The organism is Paractinoplanes toevensis (genome assembly GCF_018332695.1).
Lineage (GTDB): Bacteria > Actinomycetota > Actinomycetes > Mycobacteriales > Micromonosporaceae > Actinoplanes > Actinoplanes toevensis.
In genome coordinates, this window is sequence record NZ_BOQN01000107.1 from 14,170 (window position 1) to 30,654 (window position 16,485).

Below are 16,485 nucleotides of genomic sequence, written 5' to 3' on the forward strand. Positions count from 1 at the left end.
GACCGGGTTGTTCGAGCGCCTGCTCGCCGCGTTCGGCGCCGCCGCGATCGCTGCCCTGGCCCTGGGCATCGCCCGCCGTGCGAGCGGCTAGATTGCGTGGCGTGGACCTTTCACATCTCGGGGCGGCGATCGGGCCGATGATTCGTGTCCACGGCGGGTTCGCCAACCGGATGTACCGGCTCGACACCGACCAGGGATCGTTCGCGGTGAAGGAGTTGAACCTCCTCGATCGCCGCGGGGCCTACCGTGCCGAGGACGTGTTCCGGTTCGAGCGGGCGGCCTTCGCCGCCGGCATCCCGATGCCCGAGCCGATCTCGGCCGCCCACGACACGCTCGTCCATCGGTGGGTCGAGGGCGAGAAGGTGCCCGAAGCGCCGGTGCCGGCGGCGTACGCGTACGAGATCGGTGAGATTCTCGCCCGGATCCACGCGCTGGACGTCGCGTGGACTCCCGCCCCGATCGAGGAGCCGACGGCACGGGACTGGCCCGACATTGCCGAGCGGGCGACGGCGACCGGCCAGCCATGGGCCGGCGAACTCACCTCCCAGCTCCGAACGTTCCTCGCCATCGCCGACTTCGTCGACGCCTGCGAGCGGCCGGGCCCCGTCGTGCTGACCCACCGGGACATCCAGCCGTGGAACCTGCTCGCCCGCGAGGGCCGGCCGGTGCTGCTCGACTGGGAGCTCTCGGGAATGCTCGACCTGTCCGGTGAGCTCGGCTCGACCGCGCTGAGCCTCGCCAAGGGACCCGGCTTCGACGACATCCGGCCCGCCATCTTCCACTCGGTCCTCGACGGCTACGTCGCGGGCGGCGGAGTGCTGCCGCCGGCGGGTCCGAGCTGGTTCGTGTACCTGATCGGCGGCTGGCTGGGTCACACGAGGTGGAACATCCTCCGCTGCCTCGCCGGTGTCGAGGCCGGCACCGGCCCGGACCTCGCGCTGTCACATGAATCCGTGCGCAACGGAGTCCGCGGCCTCCCCGAACTGTACGGCCGGCTTCCCGACCTCGAGGCCCTGCTCGGTCCCGGATAGTGTGGGGCGATGGGGTCGGCGGCGTTTCTGCTCGAGCGCCTGCGGCGATCCGGCGTGCGGGACGTCGTCGCGGTGGAGCCGGTAACCGGTGGGCTCGCCGCACTCGCGGGCCTGGCAACCCGGCAGGACGCGCCACCGGTGTTCGTCAAAGCGTTCGCCGACGCCCCGGACGACGACGTCTTCACCGCGGAGGCCGAGGGGCTGGCCGCCCTGCGCCAGCACGGCGTGGCGACACCCGACGTGATCCTGGCCGACCGGGAACTGCTCGTGCTGTCCGTACTGCGGGCGAGACCGAGCAGCGAGACCTTCTGGGAACAGTTCGCGCACGCACTCGCCCACCTGCACACGAGCACGATCCACCCCCGCTTCGGGTGGCACCGCGACAACTGGCTGGGCCGCCGCCGGCAGATCAACACCTGGAACGACGACGGCTTCGCCTTCTTCGCCGAGCATCGACTGCTGCGGTGGCTGGGGGAACCCCGCGTCGAAGCCGCACTCGACGCCGGCGACCGCGCGGCGCTGGAGCGGCTGTGCCACCGGTTGCCCGAGCTGCTGCCGGACCGGCCGGCCTGCCTGACGCACGGCGACCTGTGGGCCCAGAACCTCATGGCGACCCCGGACGGCCGGCCCGCGCTGATCGATCCGGCGGTGTCCTACATGTGGGCCGAGGTCGACCTCGCCCACCTGTGGACCACCGCGCCCCCGCCCGAGGCGCAACGGTTCTTCGCGGTCTACGCCGAGCGGACCGCGCTCGACAGCGGCTGGCAGTCCCGCATGCCGATCGTCCAGCTGCGACAGCACTTCGCCGTGCTGGCCCAGTTCGACAACGACTGGGGCGCGGGCGAGCTGATCCGCGCCACCCTCGCCCCGTTCCGCACGTCGGCGCAGCAACCACCATCGCCGACGCCGCTCGGTCCAGGCTACGGAGGACGCGGCAATGACCGAGACCGTTGACCAGCTGCATCCGATCCGTGCGGTTCCAGCGTGGACATGGCCTACGGCGTCAGGGTGATCGTCACGGTGCGCGTATAGAAGTCGCGGGCCGCGGTGCCCTGCTCTCGCGGGCCGTAGCTGGACTCCTTCTCGCCGCCGAACGGGGCGTGGAAGTCCACCCCGGTGGTCGGGGCGTTGACCTTCACCATGCCCACGTCCAGTTGGTTCGACAGGGTCAGCGCCGACCCCAGATTCTGCGTGTAGACGGCCGCGACCAGCCCGTGCCGCACCTCGTTGGCCACCCGCACCGCGGCGTCGGCCGACTCGGCGGGGAGCACCACGCACACCGGCCCGAAGAACTCCTCGCTCCGCAGGTCGTCGCCGGCGGGCACGTCCGCCAACACTGTTGGGGGCTGGAACCAGCCGTCGCGGTCGGACTGCCGCGCTCCGGTCAGCAGCCGGGCACCACCCGCGGTGGCGCGTTGAACCGCGGCTTGGATCGCCTCGCGCGGCCGTGACTCGATCAGCGGGCCGATCACCGTCGCCGGGTCCGCCGGATCGCCCACCGGCAGCGCCTCGACGGCCGCGACCAGCCGCTCGGTGAACTGCGAGGGATCGCCGACCACGATCACCCGGCTGGTGGCGGTGCACTTCTGGCCGGCGTAGCCCATCGCCGCGGCAGCGATGGCCGTCGCGGCCGCGGCCTGGTCGGCGTCGGGCAGAACGATGGCGGCGTTCTGGCCGCCCATCTCGCATTGCACCGGGATGCCGCGCCCGACCGCCCGTCGGGCAACCGCCTGCCCGGCGGCCACCGAGCCGGTGAACGAGACGGCGTCGGCCGTATCGACGATGGCCTCGCCGGTTCCGCCGAGGCCGGTCAGCACCGTCAGCACGCCGTCCGGGAGCGCCCCGGCGAACAGTTCGGCCAGCCGCAGCGCCACCGCCGACGACTGCGGCGCGGGCTTGAGGAGTACGGCGTTGCCGAACGCCAGGGCCGGCGCGGCCTTCCAGAGCGGTATCGCCACCGGAAAGTTCCACGGGGTGATCAGCCCGACGACGCCGTGCGGGCGACGCCGGGTGTGCAGCAGCGAGACACCGTCCGCCGGCGGGTAGACCTCGCCCTCGGGAAACAGGGCCTGCTGGGCGAAGTACCGCAGGATCGCCACCCCGCGGCCGATCTCGGCGCCCGCCTCGCCGTACGGCTTGCCGACCTCGCGGACGACCAGGTCGGTGAGTTCACCGGTCGCGGCCGCGAGCGCCTCGGCGCAGGCGTGCAGGGCGGCTGCCCGGGCGTGCGCCGGCCCACGGGCCCACGCCGGGGCCGCGGCCCGGGCCACGTCGGCGGCGGCCGCCACCGTTTCCGGGGACGTGTCGGGTACCCGTACGATCAAATCGGTCGGCGCCTGCGGCGATCGGCTGTCGATCGTCATGGTTTTTCCTTCCCAGCGGTGGCATCGCCGATCGCGATGACGGGGTTGGTCAGCGTCCCGAGGGCGGGGGACGTTATCTCGATCGTGTCGCCGGGGTGCGTGGTGAAATCGGCGTCGGGGACGACGCCGGTGCCGGTCAGCAGCACCACGCCGGCCGGGAAGCTCAGTGCCCGGAACAGCCAGCCGGCCAGGTCGTCGAAGGTGCGGGCCATCTCCGAGGTCGAAGTGGTTCCGGTGAAGACCTCGCGGCCGTCCCGCAGCACCCGCAGCCCGATCGGGAACGGTCCGGGGTCGACCGCCCAGCTCGGCACGATCGCCGGCCCGATCGCGCAGGACCGGTCGTAGATTTTCGCCTGCGGCAGGTAGAGCGGGTTCTCCCCCTCGATCGACCGGCTGCTCATGTCGTTGGCCAGCGTGTAGCCGAATATCTCGCCGGCCGCGTTGAGCACCAGGCCGATCTCGGCCTCGGGTACGTCCCAGCCGGAGTCGGCGCGGATCCCGACGGCGTCGTGGTCGCCGACCACCCGCCACGGGCTGGCCTTGAAGAAGATCTCGGGGCGGTCGCTGTCGTACACGTCGTCGTAGAGGGAGCCGTGCCCGGATTCCTCTTTTCGCCCGTCGCGGCTGCGCAGGTAGGTCACCCCGGCCGCCCACACCTCCTGCCGGTCGACCGGTGGCAGCGTCTGTCGGCCGGGCATGCCGCCGCCGGCTTCGCGGGCGGCGGCCTCGACCGCCCTTCGGGCCTGATTCAGCGGTACGGCGAGCAGGTCGGCGAGAGTACCGTCGAGCACGCCCCATTCGCCGTCCTGGCACACCGCCCAGCGTGATTCGTCGCCGGCCGGCAGGCGGTGAAGGGAGATCGACATTTGACCATCCTAAGTCGGTGGAACCGCCGCTACGCTGGTCCGGTGCTGCGAAGGGACCTGCCGACATGCCCCGTGTAGTGCCCGCGGTCATCCGCGCGCTCGACATCCTCGAACTTTTTCTGGACCGCCCCCAGCTGTCGGCCCGTGAGGTGGCGGAGCGGCTGGACCTGCCCCGCACCACCGTGCACGAGCTGCTGGTCACGCTGGTGGCCCGGTCGTACCTGATCTCGGTGCCGGGCCAGCCGGTGCAGTACCGGCTGGGTATGCCCCTGTTCCAGCTCGGTGCGGCGTTCGCCGGGCGGCTCGATCTGGTTCGCGAGGCGCAGGGCGTTGCGCGGGACGTGGCCGCCGCATCCGACGAGGCCGTGCACGTGGCGGTGCTCGACGGCGGTGACGTCGTCTACCTCGTCAAGGTCGACAGCACCCACCCGGTCCGGATGGTCTCCGGGGTCGGCCTGCGGCTGCCGGCCCACTGCACGGCGGTCGGCAAGGTGCTGCTGTCGAGCCTCGATCCGGCGGGCCTGGACGCCGTCCTGGCGAAGGGCACCCTGCCGGGCATGACGCCGAACAGCATCACCGACCCGGACGACCTGCGGGCGCAGCTCGAAGACGTACGGGCCGAGGGCGTCGCGGTCGACATCGGCGAGTCCGACGACGCCATGCGCTGTGTCGCCGCGGCGATCCGCGATCATTCCGGCGCCACCATCGCCGCCATGAGCCTCTCCGCGCCGATCATCCGCTGGACCGCGCAGGCGCAGGTGGAGTGGGTGAAGCTGGTTCGCGAGGGCGCGGCCGCGCTGTCCGCCCGGATGGGTTACCCGGCTCAGCCGCAGTAACCGGACACAAGATCGAAACATTGACACCTCTCAAGGTGTTCATCTACCGTCGCGTCCACACACCATACGGTATATCGAACGACGTTCGAAATCTCGAACACATGCGCCGGCGCCGCTCCCCCGGCCTGATTGCCGATCGCATCGCGCTAACGGCGTTGAACAGCTAAAACACGCGAAATCTCGGATGAGCCCCGCTTCAACAGGGGAAGCGAAGGAGGCGAATGGCCGTGGAGAAAAACTTGTCGTGGTCCCGGCGGGACTTTCTGGGGATGAGTGCGGGGGTGCTCGGCGCAGCCGGTCTGGCCGCGTGCGGGGGCACCTCCGACTCGGCGCCCAAGGTGCAGGCCGACGTTCCGAAGGAACTGATCGATGCCGCGTCGTCGATGAAGGGCACCTCGATGGGGGTGCTGTCGCAGAAGCTGTACTCGACGGCGGCCAACGGACAGCTCGACGCGTCAATCAAGAAGTTCGCCGACGCCACCGGGACGAAGATCGAGAACAGCCTGGTCCAGGCCGACGCCGGCGACGTGGTGGCCAAGATCCACGCCGAGGTCAAGGGCGGCGTGGCACGCGACCTGGCATTCATGACCGACTCGCGGTTCGTCGCGCAGTTCCAGGCGCTGGGCGACCTGGAAGACGTGACCGACGTCGTCACGGCGCTGACCGCCAAGTACGGCGAGCCCTGCGCCGAGGCCAAGAACTTCTGCGTCTTCAACGGCAAATGGTTCGCGATCCCCTATCACTTCATCGGGATCGGGTCGTTCCTGCGCAAGGACTGGATGCAGGAGAAGGGCATCGCGCCCAAGGACGTCTACACCTGGACCGAGCTGCGGGATCTGTGCCTGGCGATCTCCGATCCGGGCAAGCGCCGGTTCGGCTGGGGCATGACGGTGAACCGGTCCGGTGACGGCAACGGCATGATCGAGGCGCTGATCAACTCGTACGGCGGGGCGATCGCCGACAACGACGGCAAGAAGGTCACCTTCGACTCCCCGGAGACGGTGCAGGCGGTGACGTTCCTCGGCGACATCTACACCAACCCGACGTACAAGCCGATGTTGCCGCCGGGCGTGGCCAGCTGGACCGACACCAGCAACAACGAGAACTGGCTCGCCGGGGTCCTCGGTTACACCCGCAACAGCTTCAGCATCTACGCCGATTCCAAGACCAAGAAGAATCCGGTGTACGGCAACACGCACGTCTTCTCCGACTGCATCGGGCCGGCGACCGACAAATCGCTGTTGCTCGGCCAGTCCCAGGGTTTCGTCGTGTTCAAGGGCGCCAAGAACCCCGCGCTCGCCAAGCTCCTCGCGCAGTACCTGGTCAGCGCGCCCGCGCTGGTCGGCGTGTCGAAGGAGGCGCCCGGCCTGGTCATGCCCGCCTGGGAGAAGGTCTGGGACGCCGATCCGTTCTTCGCCGGCGGTGACCCGGCCTTCCCGATGGTGCGGCAGATGTCCCAGCAGACGCTGCCGCTGTCCACCAAGAACGGCCTGGCCTTCCCGCAGAAAGCCAGTGCCGGTCAGCAGGCCGTCGTCGCCGCCTATGTCCTCACCGACATGATGCAGCAGGTCGTGCAGGGAACGGCGGCCGCTCAGGCCGTGAAGGCGGCGCACGCGAAGATGGTGCAGATCTTCGCCCAGCAGGGGCTGCCGCAGTGAGGTCGGTCCGCACGGCGCCGGCCCCGGTGACGCGAGCTCCCTCGCCACCGGGGCCGGGCTCCCTGACGAAGACCCAGCGGCGGCTCGGTCGTGACTGGCGGCTGGCCGCGGTGTTCCTGGCCCCGACGGCTCTGCTGGTCGGCGCGCTCGTGCTGGTGCCGATCGCGCGGTCGATCGTCACCAGCACCACCGAGCGGCACGGTTCGGAGAGCGTGTTCGTCGGCCTGGGCAACTACCTCGCCCTCGCCGGCGACGAGCAGTTCCGGACGGGCGTGGTGAACTCGTTCGTCTTCACCTCGTACGCCGAGATCTTCAAGGTTGTGCTGGGTCTGGCCGCGGCCCTGCTGCTGCACCATCGGCGGCGTGGGCGAGCCCTGATCACCGGGCTCCTGCTGATGCCGTGGGTGGTGCCGACGGTGGTGACGGCGTTCAGCTGGCGCTCGCTGCTCGACCCGATCTTCGGCAGCGTCAACGCCCTGCTGACCGATTCCGGGATCGGGCCGCTGCTGGCCTCCGCGCATCTGGTCGACAGCTGGCCCGCGGGCTGGCTGTCCGACCCGTCGCTGGCCATGCCGTCGGTGATCCTGGTGAACGTGTGGAAGGGGGTGCCGTTCTTCACCGTCTGCTTCCTGGCCGGGCTGAAGGCCATCCCGGCTGACCAGTACGAGGCGGCGACCATCGACGGCGCTTCGGCGTGGCAGCGGTTCGCCCACGTGACGCTGCCCGGGCTGCGCCACGTGATCACCGTGACGGTGACCCTGTCGTCGATCTGGACGTTCAACAACTTCGACCTCATCTGGCTGCTCACGCAGGGCGGCCCGGGCGACGTGACCGCGCCGTACGTTCTCGTCGCCTACTCCAAGGCGATCCTCCAGCTGCAGTACGGCGCGGGGGCGGCGGTCACGCTCGTCATGCTGCCGATCGTCGCCGGCCTGGTGTTCTTCCTGGTCCGGACGTTGCGCGCGGACACCGGAAACCGGCCGCCCCGATGGACCGGCCCGTCCCGCACGGCGCTGCCGTGGGTCGGCGCCGCGGTGTTCACCGGTCTCCTGGCCTGGGCGTCGCCACAGATCTTCTGGAAGGCGGCGGTGATCCTCGGCGTGATCCTGCTGATCGCGGCGGCGGTCGGCCGGGTCGTCTCGGGGCTGCAGAACAGGGGCGGCCGGCGGGCGTCGTCACTGGTGTCGGGCCTGGGATCCGGTGTCGCGCTGGCCGGGTTGCTGGCCTTCGTGCTGGGCCCGCTGTACTGGATCACCGTCACGGCGTTCAAATCCGAGGGCCAGGTCGTCACGCGCGAACACGACCTCTGGCCGACGCCGTGGACCCTGGAGCAGTTCGGTGCCCTGTTCACCAACCAGCCGTTCGGACGCTGGTATCTCAACACCATCCTGGTGTCCGCGGCGTCGACCGCGGTGGCCCTGGTCTGCGCGGTCCTCGGCGGCTACGCGCTGGCCCGGCTGCGGTTCCGCGGTGCGCAGGGCTTCACCGTCACCGTGCTGCTCACCTACGTGATGCCGGGTGCGCTGCTGTTCATCCCGCTCTACCAGCTGCTCATCGGCGTACGGCTCACCGACTCGATGTGGTCGCTGGTGCTGACCTACCCGACCTTCACGCTCCCGTTCGCCACCTGGCTGCTGTCCGGGTATTTCGCGTCGATCCCCGCCGAACTGGAGGAGGCGGCCCTGGTCGACGGCTGCACCCGGGTCCAGGCGTTCCGCCGGGTGGTGCTGCCGCTCGCCAAACCGGGACTGCTGGCGGTCGCCCTGTTCACGCTGACCAACGCCTGGAACGAGTTCCTCTTCGCCTTTGTGTTCATCACCAAGGACGAGTACAAGACGCTCCCGGTCGGGATGCAGTCGATGATCGCCGGGGACGTCGTGCCGCAGGGACAGCTGGCCGCCGCGTCGCTGCTGGTCAGCATCCCGGTGGTGATCATGTACGCCTTCGGGCAGCGTTTCCTGACCGAGGGGCTCACGGCGGGCGCGGTGAAGGGCTGACCACAGTATCGTCATGGCCATGCGGATCACGGTGCTGGGCGCGGGTTCCTGGGGCACCACGGTCGCGTCCGTGCTGACCCGGCGGGACCACGAATCGCTGATCTGGGCGCGCAACCCGGCCGCGGCCGAGGAGATCAACGCCGAGCACAGCAACGAGCGCTATCTCGAGGGCTTCCCGCTACCGGCCCGGCTTCGCGCCACCGCCGACCTCGCCGAGGCGGCGGCCCACGCCGAGCTGCTCGTCGTCGGCGTGCCCACCGGAGCGTTCCGCGCCACCCTGGAGCAGGTCCGGCCCGACCTGCACCCGTGGATCCCGGTGGTGAGCCTCAGCAAGGGCTTGGAGCGCGACTCGTTGCTGCGGATGACCGAAGTGATCAAGGACGTGCTGCCGGGCCATCCGGCCGCCGCGCTCACCGGGCCCAACCTGGCCAAGGAGATCATGGCCGGCATGGCGGCGGCCACGGTGATCGCGACGGAGGACCTCACCGTCGCCGCGGAGATCCAGCGGGTGTTCCGCCGCGGTCTGCTGCGCGTCTACACCAACCACGACGTGATCGGCTGCGAGGTCGGCGGTGCGCTGAAGAACGTCGTGGCGATCGCCACCGGCATCGCCCAGGGCCTCGGAGTCGGCGACAACACCCGGGCCGGCGTGATCTCCCGCGGGCTCGCCGAGCTGACCACGCTGGCGGTCGCGATGGGCGGCGAGCCGAGCACGCTCGCCGGGCTGGCCGGAATGGGTGACCTGGTGGCGACGTGCATCAGCCCGCACAGCCGCAACCGTTACGTCGGCGAGCAGCTCGGCCGCGGGCGCAGCCTGGACGACATCCTCGCCGAGATGGGCCAGGTCGCCGAGGGAGTCAAGACGGTGCACGCGGCGGTTCAGCTGGCCGACCAGCACGGGCTGGCCATGCCGATCACCCGCACGATCCACCGCGTCGTAACCGGCGACATCACCGCCGAGCGCGCCTACGACGGCCTGCTGCGCGCCCATCCGGCCGGGCACGAGTCCGAGCCGGGATAGCGCACGGACCATCGGCCGGTCAGCCGCGCCGGCATCGGTAGGCGACCGGCGTACCGGCCTGCAGCGGGGTTGGTTCGGTGATGTTGATCGTGGCGGTCTCGGTGGTGGCGCCGACGCCGCTGAACGTCCACTCGAGGGTGAGGGCGGCGGTGCGCTGACCGCTGCCGACCTGCTCGGTGAGCACGGCACCGGGCGGATTGCCGGACCGGAGCCACTGGTAACGGATCACGCCGCGCCGTCCGTTGGTGCGCACGGTGGCGACCACGTCGACGGTGACATCGCAGCGGTTCCCGGCCGCCCGGGGCACCGCCACCGTGGCGCTCTCCACCACGAGCGGGCTGAGTCGCTGCCACAGGTAGAGCCCGACCACGACGACCAGCGCGAGGGTCAGCAGGCTGGAGAGCACCGACACCAGTCGGCGCCAAACCGGTCGCGGGCGGGTGGCCGCGGGGACGACCGGCCAGTGCGGGCTGCCCGTCGGGGCCGGCGGCACGCCGGGCCCGAAGCGCAGTTCCTCGCCGGCCCGCACGGCCGGCGCCGGCGCGCCCGGACGTCCGGGCGGGCCGATGCTGACGGTGGTGTCCGGATCGCCGAGGTACACGGTGGGGGCGGGCCGGTTGATCGTTGCCCACGGATCGGCGGGCGGCGGCATCACCCGGTCGTCGAACGGTTCCTGCGACACCTCGTGCTCCTAACCGGGGGTGCAGATGTTGGTGAGGGTCACGTACACCGGTTTCGCGGATGATGCCGAGTTACCGGCGGCGTCGGTCCCGAGGACGGAGACCGGGATGCGGGTGGCCGACTTCGGCGCCGGCAGCGGGCCGAGCGTGCCCTGGAAGACACCCCGCCCGGCGGACTTCATCGCGACGGTCGAGGTGGCGCCGTTCAGGACGTAGCGGAAGCTGACCGTCAGCGCGTCCGCGGCGGTCCGGTCGTCGGTGACCGAGACCGCGATGGTGCTGGTGCGGTTGCCGTACCGGCAGTTCTCGGCCTCCAGCCCGGTCGGGCGCGCGCTGACGGCGCCGACCGTGGGGGCGGTGGTATCGGCCGGAATCGACGAGGTCGTACTGGTCGACGGGGCCGGTGTGGGCGTTGTGGTGGGCGGCGCCGGTGTGGTGGTGGACGGCGCCGCCGGCAACGCCGGGGCGGTCGTCGCGGCCGGCGTCGCCGAGCTGCCGGGGGTCACCAAGGAGGAAGACGGGATCGAGGGGGTCGTGGGGGCGGCCGGCGGGATCGCGCTGGACGGCGCCGTCACCACCGGAACGACGGCGACCGGGCTCGACCGGCCGTCCGCCGCGACGGCCGGTGACTCGGCGGCGGCATAGCGGTACCCCGCCCCGCCGACCAGGAGGGCCGCGACGATCGCACCGCCGGCCAGTGCCGTCCACTTGCGACCACGGCGGAAACCGCCGACCGTCGTGGACGCGAGGCTGGTGGCGCCCCCGGTGCCGTCGGGAAACGGCCACAACGCGGCGAGCAGGGCGGCCCGGCGGGCCAGATCGCCCAGCCCGCGCTTCTCCCAATCCGGGCCGTACGCCGTCCCGGCCACCCGCTCCAGGAGGTCGAGGAAGGCGACGGCGTGCTGCGGCCGCTCGGCGGGCTGTTTGGCCATGCCGTGCCGGAGCAGATCGTGCACCGCCGCCGGGGCCGGATCGGTCGGGATGGGCGCGTTGGCGTGCTGCTCGTGCAGGGCGAACAGGTTCGCTCCTTCGTACGGTGGCTTGCCGGTGAGGCACTCGAAGAAGGTCGCCGTGGCGGCGTAGATGTCGCAGGCGGGCGTCGCCGGGACGCCCGTCCACTGCTCGGGGGCCATGTATCGCGGCGTACCGGAGACGACGGTGTCGGCGCCCTGGCCGACCGCGGCGGCGATGCCGAAGTCGGCGAGCTTGCTCCGCCCCTCCCCGGTGACCAGCACGTTCTCCGGCTTGTAGTCGCGGTGCACCACGCCGTGGGCGTGCGCGGCCGCGAGCCCGGCGAGGGAGCCCTTCAGCACGCAGAGCGCCGACTCGGGGGTCGTCGGGCCGTGCTCGCGCAGCATCTGCCGCAGCGACACGCCGTTGACCAGCTCCATCACGATCGCCGCGTCGTCGGCCGACTCGACGTACTCGTAGAGCCGGGAGACGTTCGGGTCGTCGATCTCGCCGAGCAGCCGCGCTTCTTTCCGGAAGGCGGCCCGGAACGAAGCGCTGTCCCCGAGGCCCCGGACCAGATATTTGATCGCGACCGGCGTCCCGGTCTGGTCGTGGACGGCCAGCACGACAGTGCCCGAGGCGCCGGCGCCGAGCGGACGAACAGGCGTGTAGCCGGACAGCTGCCAGCCGCTCATTCGGGGCACTCCACCGTCAGGGGCGGATGTCTGCCTCCGCCGCGCCGATCATTCTGTCGGCGCAGAGACGACTGTGGATCCCCGCAACGGTTGCTTTCGCCGACCGGACGGGCGACCCCCGCTGAGGGGTGACACCTAGATCGGGAAGCGGCCCCGGCGCCACTGCCAGTGGCGGCCGGCCGCCAGGTGGTCGATCACCGCGCGCTGCAGGACCGTACGGCGTGGCAGCCGGTCGAGTGGCGTGGTCAGGGTGCGGAACACGAAACGCAGCACCTCGACGTCGGCGTCGGGACCGTCCGACGGGTCGTACGGCTCGAGCTCGAACCTGCGCTGGAACCGGACGATGTTGGAGTCCCCGGGCAGGTACTCCGCCAGTTGCGGGTCGAGCAGCCACGAACCGCAGGAGAACGCGGTGTACGGCTCGTCCGGGAAGTTGCTCGGGAAGAACGCCCGGGCCTCGTCCAGCGACGCGTCCACCGCCTCCGGGGTCAGCGGGCCCGCGTCGGGAATGTGCAGGTCGATGGCGGTGCCGCCGCGCTGGTGCTGCAACCGGCCCAGCTCGTAGATGCCGCCGCGGGCGTGCAGCGTCAGCCAGGCCTGCATGACCGGCCAGCCCTCGCCGTGCATCCGCCGGTCGACCGCGAGGTTGCGGCCCAGGTCGGCGAGGGTCGCCCAGGACACGGCGCCGGGGACGCCGTGGTCGCCGTGATACCGCCGGACTACATCGACCAGCGCCAGGTACCCGTACGCGTAAAGGTGTTGCCAGGCGGGGCCGCGCTCGCGCGGCAGTTCCGGGCCGGGCGCCAGCCATTCGTGGCCGCCGAGATCGGCGCGGACCAGCGCGATCGAACGGTCGAGCAGCCAGCGCAGCTCCGGAGTCCACAACGGGGAGCCGGGGTCGGGCCAGCCCGCCATGATCTCGGCGGCATCGTCCGGGCGGACGGCGAGCCGGTCGAGGAGCGCGGGCGCGTCGGCCTTGGCCGGCAACGGAACCGACGGCCGGTCGCCGGCGAGGTGGGCAACCCGTTCGACGTCCTCGACAGAAACCCCGAGCCGGGCGGCGGTGTCATCCAGATCCACGAGGCGACCCTACGCGGTCACCTTGGTCAATGCCTCGGAGATCTGCCAGACGCGAGCGGCGTCCTGCGCAGCCGCGAGTACAGCTTCTGCTCCGCGGGCGGCCCGGCCAGGTGCCCGAGGCCGCCCGGCCCGCGCAGTGTCCGCCGTCGCCGCGTAGAGGGCGGCCAGACCCGCGGTCTCGGCGGTCCCGAACAGCATCCCGCGCGCCGACATCGCCCCGATGAATCGCCGGGCCGCGCGGAGATCGTCACCGAACTCGGCGAGACGCTGCGGCAGAACGCGCTCAGCGTCGCGCTCACCGGCGACCTGACCACGTTCCGCGGCCCGGCCCGCAGCGGCCCCGGTTCCCGCGCGGCCCGGCTCGCCGAAATGCTGCTCGCCCGCAGCGACGAGTTCCGGGCGCTGTGGGAGGAGCACGAGGGTCGGCATCCAGCCGGACGACGTCAAACGCTTCGACCACGCCGAGCTGGGCCGGCCGGAGCTGAACTGCCAGTCCCCGATCGACCCGGGCCAGTCGCCCTACCTGCACGTCTACACCGCCGTGCCGGGCAGCGAGAGCTACGAGAAACTACAGCTCCTGGCGGTCGTCGGCGCCGGATAGCGGCCCGGTGGGCAGCTCCCGCCGCACCACCTTGCCGGTGGCGTTGCGCGGCAGCGCGTCCAGGAAGACCACGTCGCGCGGCACCTTGTAACGGGCCAGGCTCGACTTCACGTAGTCCTTGATCGCCTGGGGATCGCGGGCCGACGAGTCGGTGGGCACCACGAAGGCGCGCAGCCGCTTGCCGAACTCCGGGTCGTCCACGCCGATCACCGCGGCCTCGACCACGTCGTCGCGCTCGGCCAGCAGGTTCTCCACCTCCACGGGGTAGACGTTCTCGCCGCCGGAGATGACCATGTCGTCGTCCCGGCCGTCGATGAACAGCAGTCCCTCGGCGTCGAAGTGGCCCTGGTCGCCGGTGGCCATGTGGCCGTCGATGACCTGCTTGTGCTGACCGTCGGTGTAGCCCTCGAACGGGATGCCGGTGCGCACGAACACCCGCCCGTGCACCTCGGGTTCGGTGATCCGGCGGTCGTTCGCGTCGTAGAGGGCGACGTGCACGGTGACCGGCGGTCGGCCGACCGTCCCGGGTGCCCGGCGCGCCTCGGCCGGCTGGGCCACCGACGCGACGGCGACCTCGGTGGACCCGTACACGTTGTAGATCACGTCACCGAACACGTCGTGGAACCGGCTGGTCAGCTCGGGGGCCAGGGCCGACCCGGCGACGAACACGGCCTTCAGCGACGACGTGTCGTACTTGCTGATGATCTCCGGGCCGAGGGCGAGAATGCGGGTGAGCATGGTGGGCACCGCGACCAGCATCTGCGCCCGGTGCTCGGCGATGGCCCGGACGATGCTCTCGGCGTCGAGACGGCGCAGCAGCACGGCATGGTTGCCCAGCGACAGCCCCACGGTCCAGGCGCCGAAGCCGGTGCTGTGGAACAGCGGCGACGCGAACACCGCCGCGCCCTGCCGCGGGAACGGGATCCGGTCCGCGATCAGGGCGCTGGCCAGCGGCGACACCTTGGTGCGCGGAGCGCCCTTGGGCAGCCCGGTGGTGCCGCTGGTGAGGATGATGAAACCGCCCGGCCGGTCGGGCAGCGGCAGCGGCGTGACCGGGTGCGCCGCGATCAGCTCGTCGATGTGCGTGCCGGCGCCGGAACCCCAGGTCAGGTAGCGGGGGATGTCGTCCGGCAGGCCGCCGGCCAGGTCGGCGAACTCGCTGTCGTACAGCACCGCCCGGACGTTCTCCCGGGCCACCACCTCGGCGAACTGCTGCTTGGCGAGGCCGGTGTTCATCAGCGCGAGGCGCAGGGTGGCCCGGGCGGTGCCGCTGATCGCCAGCAGCAGGCCGCGGTGGTCCCGGGCCAGCACCCCGACCACCGCCCGGTCCGGCAGGCCGAGCCCCTTGAGCGCGTGGGCCAGGGCGTTGGACTGTTCGTCGAGCTCTCGGTAGGTCAGGGTGCCGCGCTCATCGGTCACCGCCGGCAGGTCCGGATGCTCGGCGGCCGCCTTCATGATCAGGGCGGCCTGCGGCCCGAGCCGGGCGTTGTTGACGGCCGCCCGGAGCAGCCGGCGCGGACGCAACAGATTGACGATGCCGATCTGGTGCATCCGCAGGACGGCGTGCAAATGCTCGATCATGTCGGAGCCCTTGCTCGAGGGGCGGCGCGGTCTGGCGTGACCGTAGAGGAGTGAGCTGGGTCACGGCAAGGGAGCGCGAGCGTCAAAGCCGGGCCGCGGCAACCGATCCACGGTAGGCGGCCACGGCGGCCGGGACCTGATCGAGGCTCTGGTCGCTGCCGTTGCGGTCGTGGCCGGCCCACCACTTCATGAAGCGGGCCGCCGGGACGCCCTGGTAGGCGGGGCCGATGCCGGCCGGCTTGCTCGCGGCCGCGGTCATCGCCCGGACCCAGGCGACGAATTTCGCGCCGTCCGGGTCCCAGGCCTTCTCGGCACCGGGGCCGACGCCGTCCTGCACCGTGCTGCCGATCTCACCGATCGCCCACGGCCGGCCGGTTTCCCGCCAGACGTCACGCGGGTAGCGGAAGAACTCGTCCGGGGTCGCGTACCGGCCGAGCGCGGTCGGCATGCCCGGGAACGCGTAGGTGTCCCAGGAGACGACGTCGGCGGGGTCGTTCTTCTTCTCGACGAAGGCGCGCCAGTCCCCGCCCAGCTTGGCCGCGTTGTAGTGCTGCCAGTACCACATCAGGTTCTTCTCGAGCGTGATCAGGGAGCGCGCCCGATGCGCCTGGATGATCCGGCGGTAGGAGCGGTAGATGTCGAGATAGACGGCCGGATCGGCGCGGGCGTCCCGGTGCTTGAACCAGTTGTCCTGCACCTCGTGGAAGTAGATGAGCGACAGGCGTACGCGGTGGTCCCGGGCCCAGTCCAGCAGCGCGGGAAGCCGGGCCTCGTCGCGGGTCTTGTGCGACAGGGTGATGGCTTCGTCCGGGTGCGTCGCGGCCGCCCAGGTCAGCAGGGTTCCCGGCATCGTGCCGTCACCGGGCAACGGCAGGCGGCCGGCGCTGAACAGCCGAATGCCGATCGGGCCGCCGTAGCGGGTCCGCTGTTCCTCGTACAGCGCTTGGTACGTCGCGGCGTCGTCCTTCGCCCGTCCCTGGGTCGTGGCGATCACCCCGAACCGGGTGGCCGGCTCCGCCGCCGCGGCCTGCGCCGGCACCGCACCGACTCCCGCGACCAGCACCGTCGCCACCATCCAACTTCGTCGCACAGCAGTCCCCCGTCAGGCGAAATGTCCGTTTCGCT

The 16,485-nt window shown here is 71.3% G+C and carries 15 protein-coding genes; 7 read left to right on the forward strand and 8 right to left on the reverse strand.

Annotated features, from left to right (window positions below):
• Nucleotides 1–101 precede the first annotated feature (101 nt).
• On the forward strand, nucleotides 102–1,031 hold the full coding sequence (locus Ato02nite_RS39400; RefSeq protein WP_213011801.1) for a phosphotransferase family protein: 930 nt from the start codon (nucleotides 102–104) through the stop codon (nucleotides 1,029–1,031).
• 9 nt (nucleotides 1,032–1,040) lie between these two features.
• Entirely contained in the window at nucleotides 1,041–1,985 is a 945-nt protein-coding gene (locus Ato02nite_RS39405) for a fructosamine kinase family protein (RefSeq protein WP_213011802.1), read from the forward strand.
• A 41-nt stretch (nucleotides 1,986–2,026) separates the two neighbouring features.
• Here the strand turns inward: Ato02nite_RS39405 and Ato02nite_RS39410 are convergent, their stop codons facing one another.
• Nucleotides 2,027–3,394, reverse strand: a complete 1,368-nt coding sequence (locus Ato02nite_RS39410) for an aldehyde dehydrogenase family protein (RefSeq protein WP_213011803.1) — start codon at nucleotides 3,392–3,394, stop codon at nucleotides 2,027–2,029.
• Nucleotides 3,391–4,260 carry a fumarylacetoacetate hydrolase family protein gene (locus Ato02nite_RS39415; RefSeq protein ID WP_213011804.1) on the reverse strand — a complete coding sequence of 290 codons (870 nt, stop codon included), beginning with the start codon at nucleotides 4,258–4,260 and terminating at the stop codon, nucleotides 3,391–3,393. Before Ato02nite_RS39415 ends, Ato02nite_RS39410 begins: the two co-directional genes overlap by 4 nt.
• Before the next feature lie 65 nt (nucleotides 4,261–4,325).
• Here Ato02nite_RS39415 and Ato02nite_RS39420 point away from each other — a divergent pair, with 65 nt between their 5' ends.
• From Ato02nite_RS39420 to Ato02nite_RS39435, 4 genes are all read left to right on the forward strand, one after another.
• A complete protein-coding gene (locus tag Ato02nite_RS39420; RefSeq protein WP_213011805.1) occupies nucleotides 4,326–5,096 on the forward strand; it encodes an IclR family transcriptional regulator in 771 nt (256 codons plus the stop codon).
• Between the two features lie 221 nt (nucleotides 5,097–5,317).
• On the forward strand, nucleotides 5,318–6,754 hold the full coding sequence (locus Ato02nite_RS39425; protein WP_246607966.1) for an extracellular solute-binding protein: 1,437 nt from the start codon (nucleotides 5,318–5,320) through the stop codon (nucleotides 6,752–6,754).
• 26 nt (nucleotides 6,755–6,780) lie between these two features.
• Nucleotides 6,781–8,751 (forward strand): ABC transporter permease, encoded by a 1,971-nt coding sequence (locus Ato02nite_RS39430; protein ID WP_246607967.1) that lies wholly within the window; start codon nucleotides 6,781–6,783, stop codon nucleotides 8,749–8,751.
• 13 nt (nucleotides 8,752–8,764) lie between these two features.
• Entirely contained in the window at nucleotides 8,765–9,772 is a 1,008-nt protein-coding gene (locus Ato02nite_RS39435) for an NAD(P)H-dependent glycerol-3-phosphate dehydrogenase (protein WP_246607968.1), read from the forward strand.
• Nucleotides 9,773–9,791: 19 nt separating this feature from the next.
• On the opposite strand, the gene Ato02nite_RS39440 is transcribed toward Ato02nite_RS39435, so the two are convergent.
• The 4 genes from Ato02nite_RS39440 to Ato02nite_RS52140 all read right to left on the reverse strand — a co-directional run bounded on the left by Ato02nite_RS39440 (nucleotide 9,792) and on the right by Ato02nite_RS52140 (nucleotide 13,607).
• Complete coding sequence (locus Ato02nite_RS39440) at nucleotides 9,792–10,454, reverse strand: hypothetical protein (RefSeq protein ID WP_246607969.1); 663 nt, start codon at nucleotides 10,452–10,454, stop codon at nucleotides 9,792–9,794.
• 9 nt (nucleotides 10,455–10,463) lie between these two features.
• Nucleotides 10,464–12,098 carry a serine/threonine-protein kinase gene (locus tag Ato02nite_RS39445; RefSeq protein WP_213011808.1) on the reverse strand — a complete coding sequence of 545 codons (1,635 nt, stop codon included), beginning with the start codon at nucleotides 12,096–12,098 and terminating at the stop codon, nucleotides 10,464–10,466.
• Nucleotides 12,099–12,233: 135 nt separating this feature from the next.
• Nucleotides 12,234–13,178: an acyltransferase domain-containing protein gene (locus Ato02nite_RS39450; protein WP_213011809.1), complete on the reverse strand. Its 945-nt coding sequence runs from the start codon at nucleotides 13,176–13,178 to the stop codon at nucleotides 12,234–12,236.
• A gap of 9 nt (nucleotides 13,179–13,187) precedes the next feature.
• Nucleotides 13,188–13,607, reverse strand: a complete 420-nt coding sequence (locus Ato02nite_RS52140; protein ID WP_246607970.1) for a Rossmann-fold NAD(P)-binding domain-containing protein — start codon at nucleotides 13,605–13,607, stop codon at nucleotides 13,188–13,190.
• Between the two features lie 37 nt (nucleotides 13,608–13,644).
• Between Ato02nite_RS52140 and Ato02nite_RS52145 the strand changes: the two genes are divergently transcribed.
• Nucleotides 13,645–13,779, forward strand: a complete 135-nt coding sequence (locus Ato02nite_RS52145) for a hypothetical protein (RefSeq protein WP_246607986.1) — start codon at nucleotides 13,645–13,647, stop codon at nucleotides 13,777–13,779.
• Here Ato02nite_RS52145 and Ato02nite_RS39460 read toward each other — a convergent pair.
• A complete protein-coding gene (locus tag Ato02nite_RS39460) occupies nucleotides 13,747–15,360 on the reverse strand; it encodes an acyl-CoA synthetase (protein ID WP_246607971.1) in 1,614 nt (537 codons plus the stop codon). The genes Ato02nite_RS52145 and Ato02nite_RS39460 overlap by 33 nt on opposite strands.
• Before the next feature lie 82 nt (nucleotides 15,361–15,442).
• Nucleotides 15,443–16,450, reverse strand: coding sequence for a hypothetical protein (locus tag Ato02nite_RS39465; RefSeq protein WP_213011810.1), 1,008 nt, complete (start codon nucleotides 16,448–16,450; stop codon nucleotides 15,443–15,445).
• Between the last annotated feature and the right edge of the window lie 35 nt (nucleotides 16,451–16,485).